Origin of the sequence: Enterobacter cloacae complex sp. 677-3DZ2D5B (assembly GCF_004136695.1) — a bacterium.
Lineage (GTDB): Bacteria > Pseudomonadota > Gammaproteobacteria > Enterobacterales > Enterobacteriaceae > Enterobacter > Enterobacter hormaechei_C.
Genome location: NZ_QFLS01000003.1, coordinates 104,429 through 122,907 on the forward strand (window position 1 = coordinate 104,429; position 18,479 = coordinate 122,907).

General features: G+C 52.6%; 16 protein-coding genes and 1 rRNA gene. 9 read left to right on the plus strand and 8 right to left on the minus strand.

All coding sequences use genetic code 11. The features are described 5' to 3' along the window. The first annotated feature begins 2 nt into the window (after positions 1 to 2). On the plus strand, positions 3 to 689 hold the full coding sequence (gene ompL, locus DD597_RS05720) for a porin OmpL (RefSeq protein ID WP_003861929.1): 687 nt from the start codon (positions 3 to 5) through the stop codon (positions 687 to 689). Between the two features lie 80 nt (positions 690 to 769). Here ompL and typA read toward each other — a convergent pair whose 3' ends face one another. After that, on the minus strand, positions 770 to 2,593 hold the full coding sequence (typA, locus tag DD597_RS05725; protein ID WP_006808726.1) for a ribosome-dependent GTPase TypA: 1,824 nt from the start codon (positions 2,591 to 2,593) through the stop codon (positions 770 to 772). 377 nt (positions 2,594 to 2,970) lie between these two features. Between typA and glnA the strand changes: the two genes are divergently transcribed. The 4 genes from glnA (at position 2,971) to DD597_RS05745 (ending at position 7,242) form a co-directional block, all read left to right on the plus strand. Beyond that, positions 2,971 to 4,380, plus strand: coding sequence for a glutamate--ammonia ligase (gene glnA, locus DD597_RS05730; RefSeq protein ID WP_003861925.1), 1,410 nt, complete (start codon positions 2,971 to 2,973; stop codon positions 4,378 to 4,380). 167 nt (positions 4,381 to 4,547) lie between these two features. Continuing rightward, positions 4,548 to 5,597 (plus strand): nitrogen regulation protein NR(II), encoded by a 1,050-nt coding sequence (glnL, locus tag DD597_RS05735; RefSeq protein ID WP_003861923.1) that lies wholly within the window; start codon positions 4,548 to 4,550, stop codon positions 5,595 to 5,597. A gap of 11 nt (positions 5,598 to 5,608) precedes the next feature. Continuing rightward, a complete protein-coding gene (glnG, locus tag DD597_RS05740) occupies positions 5,609 to 7,021 on the plus strand; it encodes a nitrogen regulation protein NR(I) (protein ID WP_003861919.1) in 1,413 nt (470 codons plus the stop codon). A 110-nt stretch (positions 7,022 to 7,131) separates the two neighbouring features. After that, positions 7,132 to 7,242, plus strand: a complete 111-nt coding sequence (locus DD597_RS05745; RefSeq protein ID WP_017382667.1) for a YshB family small membrane protein — start codon at positions 7,132 to 7,134, stop codon at positions 7,240 to 7,242. Between the two features lie 51 nt (positions 7,243 to 7,293). On the opposite strand, the gene hemN is transcribed toward DD597_RS05745, so the two are convergent. Next, complete coding sequence (hemN, locus tag DD597_RS05750) at positions 7,294 to 8,667, minus strand: oxygen-independent coproporphyrinogen III oxidase (protein WP_023315061.1); 1,374 nt, start codon at positions 8,665 to 8,667, stop codon at positions 7,294 to 7,296. 188 nt (positions 8,668 to 8,855) lie between these two features. After that, positions 8,856 to 9,371: a Der GTPase-activating protein YihI gene (gene yihI / locus DD597_RS05755; protein WP_014885763.1), complete on the minus strand. Its 516-nt coding sequence runs from the start codon at positions 9,369 to 9,371 to the stop codon at positions 8,856 to 8,858. Between the two features lie 579 nt (positions 9,372 to 9,950). On the opposite strand from yihI, the gene yihA reads away from it, so the two are divergent. After that, complete coding sequence (yihA, locus tag DD597_RS05765) at positions 9,951 to 10,580, plus strand: ribosome biogenesis GTP-binding protein YihA/YsxC (protein ID WP_003861913.1); 630 nt, start codon at positions 9,951 to 9,953, stop codon at positions 10,578 to 10,580. A 312-nt stretch (positions 10,581 to 10,892) separates the two neighbouring features. Here yihA and polA read toward each other — a convergent pair whose 3' ends face one another. After that, positions 10,893 to 13,685, minus strand: a complete 2,793-nt coding sequence (gene polA, locus DD597_RS05770) for a DNA polymerase I (protein WP_032608128.1) — start codon at positions 13,683 to 13,685, stop codon at positions 10,893 to 10,895. A gap of 439 nt (positions 13,686 to 14,124) precedes the next feature. Here polA and DD597_RS05775 point away from each other — a divergent pair, with 439 nt between their 5' ends. Beyond that, positions 14,125 to 15,033, plus strand: coding sequence for an acyltransferase (locus DD597_RS05775; protein ID WP_003861910.1), 909 nt, complete (start codon positions 14,125 to 14,127; stop codon positions 15,031 to 15,033). A gap of 22 nt (positions 15,034 to 15,055) precedes the next feature. On the opposite strand, the gene dsbA is transcribed toward DD597_RS05775, so the two are convergent. The 3 genes from dsbA to DD597_RS05790 form a co-directional block, all read right to left on the minus strand. Then, on the minus strand, positions 15,056 to 15,679 hold the full coding sequence (dsbA, locus tag DD597_RS05780; RefSeq protein ID WP_003861908.1) for a thiol:disulfide interchange protein DsbA: 624 nt from the start codon (positions 15,677 to 15,679) through the stop codon (positions 15,056 to 15,058). Between the two features lie 27 nt (positions 15,680 to 15,706). Then, entirely contained in the window at positions 15,707 to 16,693 is a 987-nt protein-coding gene (locus tag DD597_RS05785; RefSeq protein WP_045346517.1) for a serine/threonine protein kinase, read from the minus strand. Between the two features lie 75 nt (positions 16,694 to 16,768). Next, complete coding sequence (locus DD597_RS05790) at positions 16,769 to 17,038, minus strand: YihD family protein (RefSeq protein WP_003861904.1); 270 nt, start codon at positions 17,036 to 17,038, stop codon at positions 16,769 to 16,771. 68 nt (positions 17,039 to 17,106) lie between these two features. Here DD597_RS05790 and mobA point away from each other — a divergent pair, with 68 nt between their 5' ends. Both mobA and mobB read left to right on the plus strand, forming a co-directional pair. After that, positions 17,107 to 17,691, plus strand: a complete 585-nt coding sequence (mobA, locus tag DD597_RS05795) for a molybdenum cofactor guanylyltransferase MobA (RefSeq protein WP_003861901.1) — start codon at positions 17,107 to 17,109, stop codon at positions 17,689 to 17,691. Further along, complete coding sequence (gene mobB / locus DD597_RS05800) at positions 17,688 to 18,191, plus strand: molybdopterin-guanine dinucleotide biosynthesis protein MobB (protein WP_003861899.1); 504 nt, start codon at positions 17,688 to 17,690, stop codon at positions 18,189 to 18,191. The genes mobA and mobB overlap by 4 nt, the downstream gene beginning before the upstream one ends. Before the next feature lie 94 nt (positions 18,192 to 18,285). On the opposite strand, the gene rrf is transcribed toward mobB, so the two are convergent. Next, positions 18,286 to 18,401: ribosomal RNA gene (gene rrf, locus DD597_RS05805) — 5S ribosomal RNA — on the minus strand. Positions 18,402 to 18,479 lie beyond the last annotated feature (78 nt).

An 18,479-nucleotide genomic window follows, 5' to 3' on the forward strand; every position in this document is an offset into this window, starting at 1 on the left:
TTATGAAAAGAATCATCACCGTACTGATCGTGTCGTCTGTGTCCTGCCCGGTTTTTGCCGGGGCCTATGTCGAAACGCGCGAAGCCTACAACACCGCCTCTGAGCTGCACGAAGTGATCCTGCGTGCGGGCTATAACTTCGATATGGGCGCGGGACTGATGTTCACCAACGCTTATAACGTGGGGAAATGGGACGAACTGAAACACAGCTATAACGAAATCGAGGGGTGGTATCCGCTCTTCAAACCGACCGACAAACTGACCTTCCAGCCCGGCGGCTTAATTAATGACAGCAGCGCAGGATCAGGTGGCGCGGTTTATTTAGATACCAATTACAAATTTACGGACTGGTTTAATCTGACGTTCCGCTATCGCTATAACCATAACAATTACGATACGCCGGACTATAACGGGCAGATGGATAAGAACGACACGCATGAATTCGCCAACTACTGGAATTTCAAAGTGACGGATGCGTTTTTCTACACCTTTGAGCCGCACTTTTTCCAGCGGGTGAATGATTACCACAGCAAAAATGGCAAAGATCATCACTGGGAAATTACCAATAAATTCAGCTATAAGATCGACAGAAACTGGCTGCCGTATCTTGAGCTACAGTGGCTGGACCGATGGAATGATTACAACCGCGAGCAGTACCGGATCCGTTTAGGGTTGCGGTATTCGTTCTAATAAAAAAAGCCGCTGATCGCTCAGCGGCTTTTTCGTTGCCGGGTGGCGCATGCGCTTACCCGGCCTACGGCATAACCGAATTACTCTTCTTTCGCACCGCGCATTGCACGTTTACGATCGTTCTCAGTCAGGTGACGTTTACGGATACGAATTGACTGAGGCGTCACTTCGACCAGTTCGTCATCATCGATGAATTCCAGAGCCTGCTCCAGCGTCATCTTGATCGGTGGAACCAGAACCGTTGCTTCGTCAGTACCGGACGCACGCATGTTGGTCAGTTTCTTACCGGTCAGGCAGTTTACCGTCAGGTCGTTAGAACGGCTGTGAATACCGATGATCTGGCCTTCGTAAACTTCAGCACCGTGACCCAGGAACAGCTTACCGCGATCCTGCAAACCGAACAGCGCAAACGCAACCGCTTTACCCTGACCGTTAGAGATCAGCACGCCGTTGTTACGCTGGCCCACTTCGCCCGGACGAACGTCGTCGTAGTGGCTGAAGGTGGAGTACAGCAGACCGGTACCGGAAGTCATGGTCATGAACTCAGAACGGAAGCCGATCAGGCCACGGCTTGGGATCACGTAGTCGAGACGTACGCGGCCTTTGCCATCTGGATTCATGTTTTTCAGGTCGCCTTTACGCTCACCCAGTGCCTGCATCACAGAACCCTGGTGCTGCTCTTCAACGTCCAGCGTTACGTTTTCGAACGGCTCTTGTTTACGGCCATCGATTTCGCGGAAGATAACTTTCGGACGGGAAACCGCCATCTCGAAACCTTCACGACGCATGTTCTCAATCAGAACAGACAGGTGCAGCTCACCACGACCCGAAACGCGGAATGCATCAGCGTCTTCGGTTTCTTCAACGCGCAGCGCAACGTTGTGCACCAGCTCTTTGTTCAGGCGGTCAAGGATCTGACGAGAGGTAACGAACTTACCTTCTTTACCACAGAACGGAGAGGTGTTGACGTTGAAGAACATGGATACGGTTGGTTCATCAACGGACAGGGCTGGCAGCGCTTCGACGTTCTGCGGATCGCAGATGGTGTCGGAGATGTTCAGTTCACCCAGACCGGTGATAGCGATGATGTCGCCCGCTTCAGCGATGTCGCTCTCGATACGCTCAAGACCCAGGTGAGTCAGCACTTTACCGACTTTACCGTTACGGGTTTTGCCTTCGCTATCGATGATAGTGACCTGCTGATTAGGCTTCACTTTACCGCGCTTGATACGACCAATGCCGATTACGCCAACATAGTTGTTGTAGTCGAGCTGAGAGATCTGCATTTGCAGGGTGCCTTCCAGGTCAACGTTTGGCGCAGGAACGCGGTCAACAATCGTCTGGTACAGCGGAGTCATGTCTTCCGCCATGTCTTCGTGATCCAGACCGGCGATACCGTTCAGCGCAGACGCATAAACGATAGGGAAGTCCAGCTGTTCATCGGTCGCGTCGAGGTTAACGAACAGGTCGAAGACCTGGTCAACAACCCAGTCAGGACGCGCGCCAGGACGGTCAACCTTGTTGATCACAACGATAGGTTTCAGGCCGTGGGCAAATGCTTTTTTGGTCACGAAGCGCGTTTGCGGCATAGGGCCATCAAATGCGTCAACCACCAGCAGCACGGAATCCACCATGGACATCACGCGCTCAACTTCACCACCGAAGTCGGCGTGCCCTGGGGTATCAACGATGTTGATACGGTAGTCATTCCATTTGATAGCGGTGTTTTTGGCGAGGATGGTAATCCCACGCTCTTTCTCCAAATCGTTGGAGTCCATCACACGCTCTTGAGTTTCGGCACGAGCATCAAACGTACCGGACTGCTGTAGCAGCTTATCAACCAGGGTAGTTTTACCATGGTCGACGTGCGCGATGATGGCGATATTACGCAATTTTTCGATCACAACTTTGCCTCAGGCATTTAGAAATAGCGCGTTATTGTACACGGATTAATCGCACTACAAAACAGGATCACAAACATCCCCCGCAAACAAGTATTGCAGAGATGCTTTGTGATCGCTTTCACGGAGCGGTAAAAGGGCACTTTAACGTAAATTGCACCAATATGGTGCTCGATGTTCACACAGAAGCACTATAATGGTGCAACAAATCCAATGTGGTGCAGCCCTTCTGCACTATGGTGCGCATGATAACGCCTTTTTGGGGTGTTTTAAAAGTTGGCACAGATTTCGCTTTACAGAAATACAGTAAAAATATGGCAGCCCAGCCGATTTGAAGACCTCGTTACCACGACGACAATGACCAATCTGGAGAGTTAAGTATGTCCGCTGAACACGTTTTGACGATGCTGAACGAACATGAAGTGAAGTTTGTTGATCTGCGCTTCACCGATACCAAAGGTAAAGAACAGCACGTCACGATCCCTGCTCATCAGGTGAACGCCGAATTCTTTGAAGAAGGCAAAATGTTTGACGGCTCCTCCATTGGCGGCTGGAAAGGCATTAACGAATCCGACATGGTTCTGATGCCAGATGCAACCACTGCGCTCATTGACCCGTTCTACGAAGAACCTACGCTGATCATCCGCTGCGATATTCTGGAACCTGGCACGCTGCAAGGCTATGACCGTGACCCACGCTCCATCGCAAAACGCGCTGAAGAGTACCTGCGCTCTACCGGCATCGCAGACACCGTTCTGTTCGGGCCAGAGCCAGAGTTCTTCCTGTTCGACGACATCCGTTTTGGTGCTTCCATTTCTGGCTCCCACGTCGCTATCGATGACATCGAAGGCGCATGGAACTCTTCCACCAAGTACGAAGGTGGTAACAAAGGTCACCGTCCGGGCGTGAAAGGCGGTTACTTCCCGGTTCCTCCGGTCGATTCTTCACAGGACATCCGTTCTACCATGTGTCTGATCATGGAAGAGATGGGCCTGGTTGTTGAAGCGCACCACCACGAAGTGGCAACGGCTGGCCAGAACGAGATCGCTACCCGCTTCAACACCATGACCAAAAAAGCGGATGAGATTCAGATCTACAAATACGTTGTACACAACGTTGCGCACCGTTTCGGTAAAACCGCGACCTTCATGCCAAAACCAATGTTTGGCGACAACGGTTCCGGCATGCACTGCCACATGTCCCTGTCCAAGAACGGCACCAACCTGTTCTCTGGTGACAAGTATGCGGGTCTGTCTGAGCAGGCGCTGCACTACATCGGCGGTGTTATCAAACACGCTAAAGCGATCAACGCCCTGGCGAACCCGACCACGAACTCCTACAAGCGTCTGGTTCCAGGCTACGAAGCACCCGTGATGCTGGCGTACTCTGCCCGTAACCGTTCTGCTTCTATCCGTATCCCGGTGGTTGCGTCTCCGAAAGCGCGTCGTATCGAAGTGCGCTTCCCGGACCCGGCGGCTAACCCATACCTGTGCTTCGCAGCACTGCTGATGGCCGGTCTGGACGGTATCAAGAACAAGATCCACCCGGGCGAAGCCATGGACAAAAACCTGTACGACCTGCCGCCAGAAGAAGCGAAAGAGATCCCACAGGTTGCCGGCTCTCTGGAAGAAGCCCTGCAAGCGCTGGACGCAGACCGCGAGTTCCTGACCGCTGGCGGCGTGTTCACCGATGAAGCTATCGACGCTTACATCGCGCTGCGTACCGAAGAAAACGACCGCGTTCGCATGACGCCGCACCCGGTTGAGTTTGAACTGTACTACAGCGTTTAATTGTTTTGTTTTACCCGGCGCATACGCGTCGGGAGTAGTTGCCGTGGAAACTTTAGCCCATCTTCGGATGGGCTTTTTTCTCCACCAACAACCTGATCTCACGCGCTTTTTACCTCTAAAACGCTATACTGCACTAAAATAGTGCAACGACTCCAGGAGACTGCTGAATGGCAACTGGCACGCTGCCCGATGCTGGGCAGATCCTCAATTCTTTGATTAACAGTATTTTGCTGGTCGACGACGAGCTGGCGGTGCATTACGCCAACCCGGCGGCGCAACAGCTGCTCGCCCAAAGCGCCAGAAAACTGTTTGGCACGCCGCTGCCGGAACTGCTGAGCTATTTCTCGCTGAATATTGGTCTGATGCAGGAGAGTTTGCAGGCGGGTCAGGGCTTTACCGATAACGAAGTGACGCTGGTGATTGACGGACGCTCGCATATTTTGTCCCTCACCGCACAGCGCCTGCCAGATGGCATGATTCTGCTGGAAATGGCGCCGATGGATAACCAACGTCGTCTCAGCCAGGAGCAGCTTCAGCATGCGCAGCAGATTGCGGCGCGCGACCTGGTGCGCGGGCTGGCCCATGAGATCAAAAACCCGCTGGGCGGCTTACGCGGTGCGGCACAGCTTTTGACCAAAGCGCTGCCTGACCCTGCCCTGGCGGAGTATACCAACGTCATTATTGAGCAGGCGGACCGTCTGCGTAATCTGGTCGATCGCCTGCTCGGGCCACAGCAGCCGGGGATGCATGTTTCAGAAAGCATTCACAAGGTCGCGGAGCGGGTGGTGAAACTCGTCTCTATGGAGCTGCCGGATAACGTCACGCTGGTGCGTGATTACGACCCAAGCCTGCCGGAGCTGGCGCACGATCCGGACCAGATTGAACAGGTGCTGTTGAACATTGTGCGTAACGCGTTGCAGGCGCTGGGCCCGGAGGGTGGCGAAATTATTCTGCGTACCCGCACCGCGTTCCAGCTGACGCTGCACGGCGTGCGTTATCGTCTGGCGGCACGTATTGATGTGGAAGATAACGGGCCGGGGATCCCGCCGCATCTCCAGGACACTCTGTTCTACCCGATGGTCAGCGGTCGCGAAGGCGGCACCGGGCTGGGGTTATCCATAGCCCGAAATTTGATTGACCAACACTCCGGCAAAATTGAATTTACCAGTTGGCCGGGACATACCGAGTTTTCGGTTTTCCTGCCGATTAAAAAATAAAGGTGACGTTTATGCAACGAGGGATAGTCTGGGTAGTCGATGACGATAGCTCCATCCGTTGGGTGCTTGAACGCGCACTCACAGGAGCGGGATTAAGCTGCACGACGTTTGAGAGCGGCAGCGAGGTGCTCGACGCACTCACCACCAAAACGCCGGACGTTCTGCTCTCGGATATTCGCATGCCGGGCATGGACGGACTGGCGCTCTTAAAGCAGATCAAACAGCGCCACCCCATGCTTCCGGTCATCATAATGACCGCCCACTCCGACCTGGATGCCGCCGTTAGCGCCTACCAGCAGGGGGCGTTTGATTATCTGCCAAAACCGTTTGATATCGACGAAGCCGTTGCCCTGGTCGAACGCGCCATCAGCCACTATCAGGAGCAACAGCAGCCCCGCCACGCGCCGGATTTCGGGCCTACGACGGACATCATCGGTGAAGCGCCGGCCATGCAGGACGTGTTTCGCATCATCGGGCGTCTGTCGCGCTCGTCTATCAGCGTCTTGATTAACGGTGAATCAGGGACCGGTAAAGAGCTGGTTGCACACGCCCTGCATCGCCACAGCCCGCGGGCGAAAGCCCCCTTTATCGCCCTGAACATGGCAGCGATCCCTAAGGATTTAATTGAATCTGAGCTGTTCGGCCACGAAAAAGGGGCGTTTACCGGAGCCAATACCATTCGTCAGGGACGCTTTGAACAGGCTGACGGCGGAACGCTATTCCTGGATGAAATCGGCGATATGCCGCTGGATGTTCAGACCCGACTGCTGCGCGTGCTGGCAGATGGCCAGTTTTACCGCGTGGGCGGGTATGCGCCGGTGAAGGTGGACGTGCGTATTATTGCCGCGACGCACCAGAACCTGGAGCTGCGCGTGCAGGAGGGGAAATTCCGTGAGGATTTATTCCATCGTCTGAACGTGATCCGTGTCCACCTGCCGCCGCTGCGCGAGCGTCGGGAAGATATCCCGCGTCTGGCGCGCCATTTCCTGCAAGTGGCGGCCCGCGAGCTGGGCGTGGAAGCCAAGCAGCTTCATCCGGAAACGGATGCCGCCCTCACCCGTCTGGCGTGGCCTGGCAACGTGCGTCAGCTGGAAAACACCTGTCGCTGGCTGACCGTGATGGCCGCCGGACAGGAAGTGTTGATTCAGGATCTCCCCGCCGAGCTGTTTGAAGCCACCGTGCCCGAAAGCACCGCCGGACATGCGCTGCCGGACAGCTGGGCGACGCTGCTGGCGCAGTGGGCAGATCGCGCGCTGCGTTCCGGTCATCAAAATCTGCTCTCCGAAGCGCAGCCTGAGATGGAGCGCACGCTGTTAACTACCGCGCTTCGTCATACCCAGGGCCACAAACAGGAAGCGGCTCGCCTGTTGGGATGGGGTCGAAACACCCTGACGCGCAAGCTGAAAGAGCTGGGAATGGAGTGATCTTACTCCGCTGTGTAAAGGTTACTAATTGAGCGCAAAGTGCCGTTATTTTGCGCTTTACTGTTCCGATGAGTTTTGTATGATCGTGCCCGGAAACAGGGGGGAGCATCATGCTGGAATCATTAGTGACTTTGCTTTCGAGCGGAGCAGCAGAAAGCCACACGCCACAAACTGCCGTTGCGGCGGTGCTGTGTGCGGCGCTGGTTGGGCTGTTTAGCTAACGAGCTGTTGATGAAAAGCCGGGTGGCGCTTCGCTTACCCGGCTTTTCAACTTAAATCACCCGCGAGAACTGCTGTAAACGCGCCTTCTGACGTAGATAGGCATCGAAGCACATGCAGATATTACGAATCAACAGACGTCCTTTCGGCGTGACGACCACCGCGCTTTCCGACACATCCACCAGCCCGTCCTTCGCCAGCGGCGCAAGGAGTTTCAGGTCTTCGGCAAAGTAATCGCTGAATTGCAGATCCCATTGCGACTCCACCTCGCGGAATTCGAGACGGAAGTTGCAGATAAGCGCCTTAATCACATCACGACGGATGCAGTCGTCACGCGTTAACGCAATGCCGCGCCACAATGCGTTACCCGTTTCATCAACCTGCTGGTAGTACAGCTTCAGCTCTTTCTGGTTCTGAGCGTAGCAGTCGCCAATCATGCTAATGGCGGAGACGCCCATTCCGAGCAGATCGGTATCGCCCTGGGTGGTGTAACCCTGGAAGTTACGGTGGAGAACACCTTCGCGCTGGGCAATTGCCAGTTCGTCGTCAGGGCGGGCAAAGTGATCCATCCCGATAAACTGATAGCCGGTTTCGGTCAGCGAGGCGATGGTCTCCTGCAAAATGTCTAGCTTCTGCTGGGCGGAAGGCAGATCCGCATCTTTGATTTTGCGCTGAGCGGCGAACAGCGTCGGCAGGTGCGCGTAATTAAAGACGCTCAGACGGTCCGGGTTAAGCTCAGCCACGCGTTTAAGCGTGTAGGCGAAGCTCTCCGGCGTCTGCTTCGGCAGGCCGTAAATCAGGTCTATATTCGTTGAGGTAAAGCCGATTTCACGCGCATGGTTGAGTAAGGCAAAGATAAACGCTTCGTCCTGCTCGCGGTTTACCAGGCGCTGTACTTCTTTATTGAAGTCCTGTACGCCCATACTCAGGCGGTTGAAGCCTTCAGCGCGTAAATGATCCAGCACATCCAGCTCGATTTCACGTGGATCGACCTCGATCGAAATTTCGGCGTCGTCGTTAAAACTGAAATTGTCGCGCAGCAGCGCCATCAGGCGGCTGATCTGCGCTTTATTCAGATAGGTTGGCGTACCACCGCCCCAGTGAAGCTGGCTAACGTGACGCCCTTTAAACAGCGGTGCGCGGTGCAGAATTTCCTGTTCGAGCGCATCGAGGTATTGATCGGCTTTGTGCTGCTGGCGGGTAACGATTTTATTGCAGCCGCAGAAGTAGCAGAGCTTATGGCAGAATGGAATATGGACGTAGAGCGACAGCGGGCGCTCGGGATAGCGCACCACAGCATGCTGAAAATCCGCCTCGCCGAAAGCGTCAGAAAACTCCAGCGCGGTGGGGTATGAGGTATAACGCGGCCCGGAATAGTTATATTTCTGGATCAGGGCCAAATCCCAGTCGATAGATGGTACAGACATGCTCACTCCTTCCGTTGGTGTCGCGTTCGTATACGGCGGCCCGTTCTGGTCCCGTTGCGGGCCATCATTCGGGTGCGCAGCCACTTCTGTCGCCGCGACAACCGCCGTAGTTTAACGAATAACCACACCAGATAACATATAACCGGAAGGGTTATAAGCAGGACGAGTGTACCTGCCGGGTGCAAATGTTAGTTTCCACCCTTCAGAAGACGCATCATATCTTCCTGCTTTTCGTCTTCTTCTTCGTCGTCTTCGTCATCGTAAGACAGACCCAGCTTCTGCATCAGCTCGTCGATGCGATCCAGTTTGGCATCCACCCATGACTGCTCTTCGGCGGTCAAGGTTTCACCCTCTTCAAGACGTTCCAGCAGCGCGTCCAGGCGCTCATCGTTCTCCAGCAAATCCAGCTCAGCCTGCGGTGAAAGCATAGGTTTCTCGCTCTTTGGTTTGTGCTGCTTAGTGACCGGGGTGTCTGTCACGCCCAGTGGAATGGGAGTTTTACTGCCTATACGAGGATCTTTCTGCTGTTTGCCTTTTGCAGAAGCGCCTGCGGCACCGCCACCGTTAGCACGGCTACCCGCAGCATGGCCACGATGTTTTTTATCGCGTTTGCGATCGCGCGCTTCCTGATTCAGTTCTTCGCGCGTTTTGCGGCGTGCTTTTGCAGGGCGTTTCGCGCCCGCAGCGGAGGTCGGTTTTTTCATGATGTTTTATCTTTAAGTCGTTTTCTTCAGTATAGAATTGCGGCGAAATCTAGCAGAAAGCAAGCAAAGAAAAAAGGCGACAGAGCAATCTGTCGCCTTTTTTCCTGACTCACAACCCTTAACGGGTCAGACATTCCCTGTTTGCCTGCAACAAACCCTGTTTATCCCTTGGCTACTACCGTCCGTGATACGGTTCCGTTTCCTGTTAAAAACGCCTCCAGGCGCCGGTCGTCCTGACAATCCTGAGTCTTCGCCTCCTGGCGCTCCTGACCCTTATCCTTAAGTCGTTATCCTGTTGGCATCCTCGCCGTAGCACACACTTTACCTTGTTCCTTTAAACTAACAAGCAACGAAAAGGTACAAAACCGGATTTTCAGATAATTACTCATTAATAACTCTTTGAATTTTAATATCTTGAGTTTTTTAGCCCCTGCGATTTCTCTTAAATTTCTCATACGCTTAAGGGCAAATCTCTTACATTTCGCAGGGCTTTCACTTACATGTCAATGACGAAGGGAAAAGCCTTTTGCCCGCATTCAGGTATAATCCCCGCAGATTACGATTTTTGGAGACGACCACGTGACTACCTGGAACTACCAACAGACGCATTTTGTCACCAGTGCGCCCGATATTCGCCACCTGCCCTCAGACACAGGGATTGAAGTGGCATTTGCTGGCCGCTCCAATGCGGGAAAATCCAGTGCCCTGAATACGCTGACCAATCAGAAAAACCTGGCGCGTACCTCAAAAACACCTGGCCGTACACAACTGATTAACCTGTTTGAAGTGGCTGAAGGCAAACGCCTGGTCGATTTACCGGGATACGGTTACGCGCAGGTACCGGAAGAGATGAAGATCAAATGGCAGCGTGCGCTGGGTGAATACCTGGAAAAACGCATGTGTCTGAAAGGCCTGGTGGTGCTGATGGATATTCGTCATCCGCTGAAAGATCTCGACCAGCAGATGATTGACTGGGCGGTGGCAAGCGATATTGCGGTGCTGGTACTGCTGACAAAAGCGGATAAGCTGGCGAGCGGCGCGCGCAAGGCACAGGTGAATAAGGTTCGTGAAGCGGTGCTGGCATTCAACGGTGATGTACAGGTTGAACCGTTCTCCTCGCTGAAAAAGCAGGGCGTGGATAAACTGCGTCAGAAGCTCGACAGCTGGTTTAACGATCTGGAACCGGCGACAGAAGCGGAAGCAGAGTAATAACAGGCGCGGCGATGACCGCGCTTTTTTTCGCCTGAAACTTTCTTTGCCGCAATAAAAAACGCCCCAGTCATTACTGACTGGGGCGGCTAAAATATTCAGCCAAATCCGATTACGTGAAGTAAAAGGTCTGAAAGATAGAACATCTTACCTCTGTACCCTACGTCGTTAACTCTACTCTTTTTTTATCGCTGGAAAAAGCACTTTTTGTAGTTTTTTTTCATTCTTTACATAGGGAATTCTAATGATCGTCACAAAACGCGCGTACTTATGTTGCTTACTTACATAAAACGCGCGTTATTCCGTTAGCCCTTAGTGAGCCTGATCCCAGTTTTCGCCGCTACCCACTTCCACCAGCAACGGAACGTCCAGCTTCATGCTGTTTTCCATCAGTTCATGGATCTTCTGAGAGACCGTCTCCAGATCGTCTTTATGAACTTCAAAGACCAGTTCATCGTGTACCTGCATGATCATTTTCACGCGCGGCTTCTCTTTTTCCAACCAGGCATCGACGGCGATCATTGCGCGTTTAATGATGTCCGCCGCAGTGCCCTGCATAGGGGCGTTAATCGCAGCACGTTCAGCACCCGCGCGGCGCGCGGCGTTGCTGGATTTGATGTCCGGAAGGTAGAGACGACGGCCATCCAGCGTTTCAACGTAGCCTTTCTCTTTCGCCTGCGCGCGGGTACGTTCCATATATTCCAGCACGCCCGGATACCGCTCGAAGTAGAGATCCATATACTTCTGCGACTCTTTACGCGGAATATTGAGCTGGCGTGAAAGACCAAAGGCACTCATGCCGTAAATCAGACCGAAGTTGATCGCTTTTGCGCTACGACGCTGCTCATTTGTCACGCTCTCCAGCGGCAGCCCAAACACTTCGGCAGCGGTTGCCCGGTGAATGTCCTTCCCTTCGGCAAAGGCCGTCAGCAGGCCTTTGTCGCGTGACAGGTGCGCCATAATACGCAGTTCGATTTGCGAGTAGTCCGCGGAGACAATCAGATAATCCTCTGGCGCAATGAAAGCCTGGCGAATACGGCGGCCCTCTTCATTACGCACCGGAATGTTCTGAAGGTTAGGATCGGTTGACGAAAGTCGCCCGGTCGCCGCCACAGCCTGGTGATAGGAGGTGTGCACGCGGCCCGTTTTCGGGTTGATCATCAACGGCAGTTTGTCGGTATAGGTCGATTTCAGCTTAGCCAGACCGCGGTATTGCAGAATAACTTTTGGCAGCGGATAGTCCAGAGCCAGCTCTTCCAGCACCTCTTCAGACGTTGAAGGAGCGCCGCCCGGGGTTTTCTTCAGCGGCTTGATACCCTGTTTTTCAAACAGGATGGTTTGCAGCTGTTTCGGTGACGACAGGTTAAATGCCTCGCCAGCAAGCTCATGCGCTTTCTGTTCAAGCTCGGTCAGGCGCTGCGCCAGCTCACCAGAGTGGTTATGCAGCACCGTTGGGTCGATTTTAACGCCATTGCGCTCAATGCGGGACAGCACAGGCACCAGCGGCATCTCAATGTTCTCGAACACATTCAGCGGCCCTTCGTGCTTCTGCAATTTCGGCCACATTTTGAGATGCAGCTGTAGCGTGACGTCAGCGTCTTCCGCGGCGTAGCGGCCTGCCTCTTCCAGCGCGATCTGGTTAAAGGTCAGCTGATTTTTACCCTTACCGGCAATTTCTTCAAAGGTGATGGTTTTGTGTTTCAGCCAACGATCGGATAAGGAATCCATATCATGGCGGCCCGCCACGCTGTCCAGAATGTAAGATTCAAGCATGGTGTCAAAAGCGATACCACGCAGCTCAATGCCGTAGTTTTGCAGAATACCGCGGTCATACTTCAGGTTTTGCCCGACCTTCAGCGCTTTCTCGTCTTCCAGAATCGGCTTCAGTAGTTCTAAGGCGCGCTCGCGGGAGATTTGCTCCGGCGCATCCAGATAGTCGTGAGCAACCGGAACATAGGCGGCAACACCCGGCTCCGTCGCGAATGACAGACCCACCATATTAGCCGTAATGTTATCAAGGCTGTCCGTTTCGGTATCGAAAGCAAATACTGGCGCTTTTTTCAGCTTTTCAATCCAGGCGACAAGCCGTGACTCTTCCAGGATGGTTTCATAGTTGTCGAAGGAGAGCGCTATCGCCTCTTCTTCTGCCTGCTCTTCGGCATCGACAACGATGGTCTCTTTCGGCTTCGCCGCAGGTTTAGCCCCTTTCGCCTGAAGCCATTTCCCGGCTTCAACATCCGCGGTCCAGCGTTTAAATTCGTATTTTCTGAACAGACCAAGCAGTTCGTCGGCGGCGGGTTCCTGCACTTCTAGCTGCTCGCAAGTAAGCTCCAGCTCTACGTCAGTTTTGATAGTGGCCAACTGATAGGAGAGATAAGCCACCTCTTTGTTATCGGCGAGTTTTCCGGCCATGGTTTTTGCGCCACGGAAGGTAAGACCGGCAATTTTGTCGGACTCTGCATACAGCGTATCCAGCCCGCCCAGCCCTTGCAGCAGCGCCTGAGCTGTTTTTTCACCCACGCCCGGCACGCCAGGAATGTTATCCGAGGAATCGCCCATCAGGGCGAGGAAATCAATAATGAGCTCTGGCGGCACACCATATTTGGCGACCACTTCTTCCGGGCCAAGAATGGTGTTTGTCATGGTGTTGATCAGCGTAATCCCAGGCGTTACCAGCTGCGCCATGTCTTTATCACCGGTACTGATCAGAACCGGGCGGCCTGCTTTTTCCGCTTCGCGCGCCAGGGTACCAATTACGTCGTCAGCTTCAACACCAGAGACCGCCAGCAGTGGCAGCCCCATCGCTTTTACCATAGCGTGCAGCGGTTCAATCTGCGCACGCAGATCGTCAGGCATAGGGGGACGGTGTGATTTGTAATGCTCAAATAATTCATCGCGGAAGGTTTTACCCTTCGCATCAAACACCACGGCCGCATGGGTTGGGTGGTATTGCAGAATCAGGCTGCGAAGCATATTCAGCACGCCGTACATTGCGCCGGTAGGTTCCCCTGCGCTGTTGGTCAGAGGAGGAAACGCATGATACGCCCGATACAGGTAAGAAGAGCCATCGACGAGTATAAGTGGGTTTTCTGGGATCTGAACCATAATGTCCGTGCCTGTTATGAATTTATGGGTAAAGGATGCCACAGAAGGATGAAAACATCAGGTTTTAGCGCTTTATACAGAAAAAGATTTTGCGATCGGGAAGATCGCTCGCAAAACAAAACTGTGGATAAGTTTGTGCATATTTTTAATGCAGGTGAATAACAGCTTGATAAAAGTGATATTGAAAACTTATTTATCTATTTAAATCAAACAATTAATACAAGATCAATTAAGATCACACCTCACTGATGGTTATTTAGTCTTTGTGGATATAAGGCTTAAGCACCTTGTCTATAGGGAAAAATTCGCGGCCTGCCAGGAAAAGCCGCGGCCTCCTGATGTGAAAGCGCCCTGGTCTGAGCGAATTTCTGATAAGATCGGCGCCCAGCACCGGATAGCCGGCTGCTCAATTACAGCTAACTATCTGAAAAAATTCATCATGTCGAGAATACTCGCTGCGATAACATTATTATTAAGCGTCATTTTAACTATTCTGGTTACTATCGCCTGTTCTGTGCCAATCATCGTTGCCGGAATAATTAAGCTCCTGTTGCCTGTCCCTCCGGTATGGCGCGCGGTGTCTGCTTTTTGTAATTTTATGATGTACTGCTGGTGTGAAGGCCTGGCGATCCTGCTGCATCTGAACCCCTGGCTGAAGTGGGACGTTCAGGGTCTGGAGAAGCTGAACAAAAAGAACTGGTATCTGCTGATCTGCAATCACCACAGCTGGGCCGACATTGTTGTATTGTGCGTACTGTTTCGCAAACACATTCCGATGAATAAATACTTTCTGAAACAGCAGCTGGCCTGGGTGCCTTTCATTGGTCTGGCCTGCTGGGCGCTGGATATGCCGTTTATGAAACGCTATTCACGCAGCTATTTGATTCGTCATCCGGAACGCCGCGGTAAGGACGTGGAAACCACGCGCCGTTCTTGCGAGAAGTTTCGCGCGCATCCCACCACCATTGTTAACTTCGTCGAAGGATCGCGCTTTACCGAAGAGAAGCGCCAGCAAACTCGCTCTCCTTATCAGAACCTGTTGCCGCCAAAGGCTGCGGGCATCGCAATGGCGCTCAACGTGCTGGGTGAGCAGTTCGATAAATTGTTGAACGTAACGCTCTGCTATCCGGAAAACGACAGGACGCCATTCTACGACATGCTCAGCGGCAGGCTGACGCGTATCGTTGTCCGCGTTGATCTGGTGCCCGTCAATACTGAACTGCACGGGGATTACGTCAACGATAAAAACTTCAAACGTCGTTTCCAGCTTTGGCTTAATACACTCTGGAAAGAGAAAGACGAGCAGATAGCGAAGATTAAATCTTCATACAAAAACGCCGGTCAGTGACCGGCGTTTTTCTTTATGGTTGTTACTTTTTCTCAACCAGGTATTTCACGGTATCAGCGTACTGTTGTACGAAGATATCCATGCTGGTCGTGTCCATACCACGCATATTGACCTGGTATTTGCCGTTAACATACATCGCCGGCACGCCCTGCAACTGGAAGTCAGCGGCAGCTTTTTCCTGCTGTGCCACGAGAGATTTCACCACAAAACTGTTCCAGGCAGCGTCGTAGTCTTCACCTTTCACACCGGCATCTACGAACACTTTACGGATATCTGCCGTAGTTTGTACGGTCTGGGTTTTCTGTACAGCTTCAAACATAGGCGCGGTGATCTTATCTTCCACACCCAGCGCAATCGCGACCGCCCATGCCTGAGTCAGATCTTTGCCCAGTGGGCCAAGGAACTCAACGTGGTATTTCGTCATTTTGGTGCCTTCCGGCAGCTTTTTCTTCACGTTGTCAGAAACATGAAGTACCTGCTCAAACTCGTAGCAGTGCGGGCAGTAGAAGGAGAAGAACTCCAGCACCTGAGGCTCGCCAGCAACAGGCTTGTCCAGCGTAATGTACTGCTTGCCGTCGGTAAACTGCGCAGCAGTTGCGCTAAATGCCAGAATCATACCAGCCAGCGCCAGCCAAATTTTTTTCATGATCAACTCTCTCCTGGGTGTGTCCAATTAATACATCGGCGTTAATTGCAAAGGGGGTTCCTGTAGAACCTTAACCTGCTCGGTAAATGTGGATATCTGGTTGCGCCAGTAATCCTCCCCGGTAAGCCAGGGGAAATTTCGGGGAAAAGCCGGGTCTTCCCAACGCCTGATTAACCACGCGAGATAATAAACAAATCGCATCGCACGTAAAGGCTCTATCAAGGCAATTTCGTCTGAATTAAAGGGGATAAATTCTTCATAAGCTTCAATTATGGTCTCAAGCTGCATGCGCTGCTCGGCTTTATCACCGTTGAGTAGCATCCACAGATCCTGCACCGCGGGTCCCATACGTGCGTCATCAAGATCGACAAATAGCGGACCATCGCGCCAGAGAATATTCCCGGCGTGGCAGTCACCGTGCAGGCGCAGAGTAGTAATATCATCCCGCCAGCAGGCTTTTACAGCATCAATAAGCTTATCGGTCGCCGTGAGGAAATTATCCTTTAGTGCATTCGGGATCAGCGCCGATGTTTCGAATACCTGTCGCGGCTCAATAAGATATTCCTTAACACCAATCGTCGGACGGGCAACAAACGGTTTTTTACGTCCCGTCTGATGAATGCGCCCCAGATAGCGGGCAACCCATTCCATCTGATCGATATTATCTGCCTCAAACTGTCTTCCGCCCAGGCTCGGAAATACCGCGTAGTAAAAGCCCTGATGGGTCAGCAGCGTTTGGTTATTGAATTTAATCGGTGCCGCAACGGGAACATCGTCATCCAGTAGATCGTGGGCAAACTGATGTTCTTCCTGAATTTGTTCTGCGGACCAGCGCTGTGGACGGTAAAACTTTACGACAAAGCGCTGGCGCTCTTCGTCCTGAAATTGGTAGACACGGTTTTCATAGCTGTTTAAAGCGGTTAACCCGGAATCCACCCGAATACCCTGCTCGAACAGCGCATCCATAATGGTATCCGGGTGTAGTGTCTGGAAAGTAAAAGCCTGGTCGTTCATCCGATCATCCGGAAATTATACGAATGATTCAGGATATCATCTTGTGGCGATTTCGGTGGCTCCGCTTACAAGCTTTTACTCTTTAATTACGCCTCGGGCGCGCAGTAATGCGGTTTTAAAATCCTCTTCATAATCTTTCTGAATGCCCGGAATAACAGCATCTTTAGCCGAGTCACGCATTTTCAGGTGGTAGATCAGGATGTCGTCAGAAAGGTCCGCCAGTTCGCCATCAAAACCTGACTCTTTCGCCAGTTTCTGTAAAAATTGCATCAGATTCAGCTCTGGCTCTTTTTGCCAGGCCGGCTGGAGAAGTTCAATGACTTCATTAAGACGTTTACATTTCATGGTAGTGCTCCTTTCATTTAGAGAGACACGTTAGCAGGGTCAATCCCACAATAAAAGAGGCGATATTCGTGAATCAATGCCAGGAAATCATCGGGGTTGTTCTGGCCGGGGGCAGGGCAACGCGAATGGGTGGAAAGGATAAGGGACTTCAGCTCCTGAACAACACACCATTATGGCAGCATGTTGCTGATACGCTTGCAGATCAGGTGTCATCGATGGCGATCAGCGCTAACCGACATGTTGATATTTATCAGCGCAGCGGGTATCCGGTTTATCAGGATAACCTGATGGACTACCCCGGTCCGCTGGCGGGAATGCTTTCTGTTATGCAGCAGTCGTACGGAGAGTGGTTTCTCTTTTGTTCATGTGATACGCCCTTCATCCCGTCCTGTCTGGTTGAACGTCTGGTGCAGCGGCGCGGTGGTGCTCCCGTCGTCTGGGTACACGACGGTGAACGCGACCATCCAACGATCGCATTGATTAATCGCTCGTTAATATCCGCGCTGGAAGATTACCTGGCCGCAGGAGAGCGACGCGTCATGGTATTTATGCGCCAGTCCGGAGGGCATTCCGTTGATTTCAGCGACATGAAATCGGCGTTTGTGAATGTAAACACGACGGAAGATTTGCAGATGATGCAGGAGAGAAAATGATACCCGTATTAGCGATCTCAGCCTGGAGTGGCACCGGGAAAACTTCGCTGCTAAAAAAACTGATACCTGCACTTTGCGCCAAAGGCATTCGTCCCGGATTGATTAAGCATACGCACCATAACATGGATGTCGATAAACCGGGGAAAGATAGCTATGAGCTGCGTAAGGCTGGCGCTGCACAAACGATGGTGGCGAGTAACCAGCGCTGGGCGTTAATGACAGAAACACCGGATGAAGCACCGCTGGATCTCGCTTATCTTGTCAGCCGGATGGATCACTCCACGCTGGATCTGGTGCTGGTTGAGGGGTTTAAGCATGAGGCTGTTGCGAAGATCCTGCTATTCAGAAGCGATGCCGGACATGACGTAAGTGAGTTAACGCTGGATGAACATGTGATTGCCGTGGCCAGTGACGTTGCGTTGACGCTGAAAGTACCGGTTCTGGATTTAAATAATGTGGAGGGGATTGCAGCGTTTATTTCGGCGTGGTGTGCAGTCTGAGATCTGCCGGGTGACGGCTTCTTAAGGCCTGCCGTTTTTCAGCAAACCAACGCAAAAAGGCCATCCTTGCGGATGGCCTCTTCACTTGTTTGATGCCTGGCAGTTCCCTACTCTCACATGGGGAGACCCCACACTACCATCGGCGCTACGGCGTTTCACTTCTGAGTTCGGCATGGGGTCAGGTGGGACCACCGCGCTAAAGCCGCCAGGCAAATTCTGTTAATCTGTATCAGGCTGAAAATCGTGTCTGTCTCTTCGCCAAAACACCTTCGGCGTTGTAAGGTTAAG

Excerpts from the sequence above, each read along its gene's own strand:
- glnG (WP_003861919.1), top strand. The coding sequence starts at position 5,609 with ATGCAACGAGGGATAGTCTGGGTAGTCGATGACGATAGCTCCATCCGT.
- DD597_RS05790 (WP_003861904.1), bottom strand. The coding sequence starts at position 17,038 with ATGAAATGTAAACGTCTTAATGAAGTCATTGAACTTCTCCAGCCGGCC.
- ompL (WP_003861929.1), top strand. The coding sequence starts at position 3 with ATGAAAAGAATCATCACCGTACTGATCGTGTCGTCTGTGTCCTGCCCG.
- glnL (WP_003861923.1), top strand. The coding sequence starts at position 4,548 with ATGGCAACTGGCACGCTGCCCGATGCTGGGCAGATCCTCAATTCTTTG.
- dsbA (WP_003861908.1), bottom strand. The coding sequence starts at position 15,679 with ATGAAAAAAATTTGGCTGGCGCTGGCTGGTATGATTCTGGCATTTAGC.
- DD597_RS05785 (WP_045346517.1), bottom strand. The coding sequence starts at position 16,693 with ATGAACGACCAGGCTTTTACTTTCCAGACACTACACCCGGATACCATT.
- glnA (WP_003861925.1), top strand. The coding sequence starts at position 2,971 with ATGTCCGCTGAACACGTTTTGACGATGCTGAACGAACATGAAGTGAAG.
- polA (WP_032608128.1), bottom strand. The coding sequence starts at position 13,685 with ATGGTTCAGATCCCAGAAAACCCACTTATACTCGTCGATGGCTCTTCT.
- DD597_RS05745 (WP_017382667.1), top strand. The coding sequence starts at position 7,132 with ATGCTGGAATCATTAGTGACTTTGCTTTCGAGCGGAGCAGCAGAAAGC.
- mobB (WP_003861899.1), top strand. The coding sequence starts at position 17,688 with ATGATACCCGTATTAGCGATCTCAGCCTGGAGTGGCACCGGGAAAACT.
- DD597_RS05775 (WP_003861910.1), top strand. The coding sequence starts at position 14,125 with ATGTCGAGAATACTCGCTGCGATAACATTATTATTAAGCGTCATTTTA.
- hemN (WP_023315061.1), bottom strand. The coding sequence starts at position 8,667 with ATGTCTGTACCATCTATCGACTGGGATTTGGCCCTGATCCAGAAATAT.
- yihI (WP_014885763.1), bottom strand. The coding sequence starts at position 9,371 with ATGAAAAAACCGACCTCCGCTGCGGGCGCGAAACGCCCTGCAAAAGCA.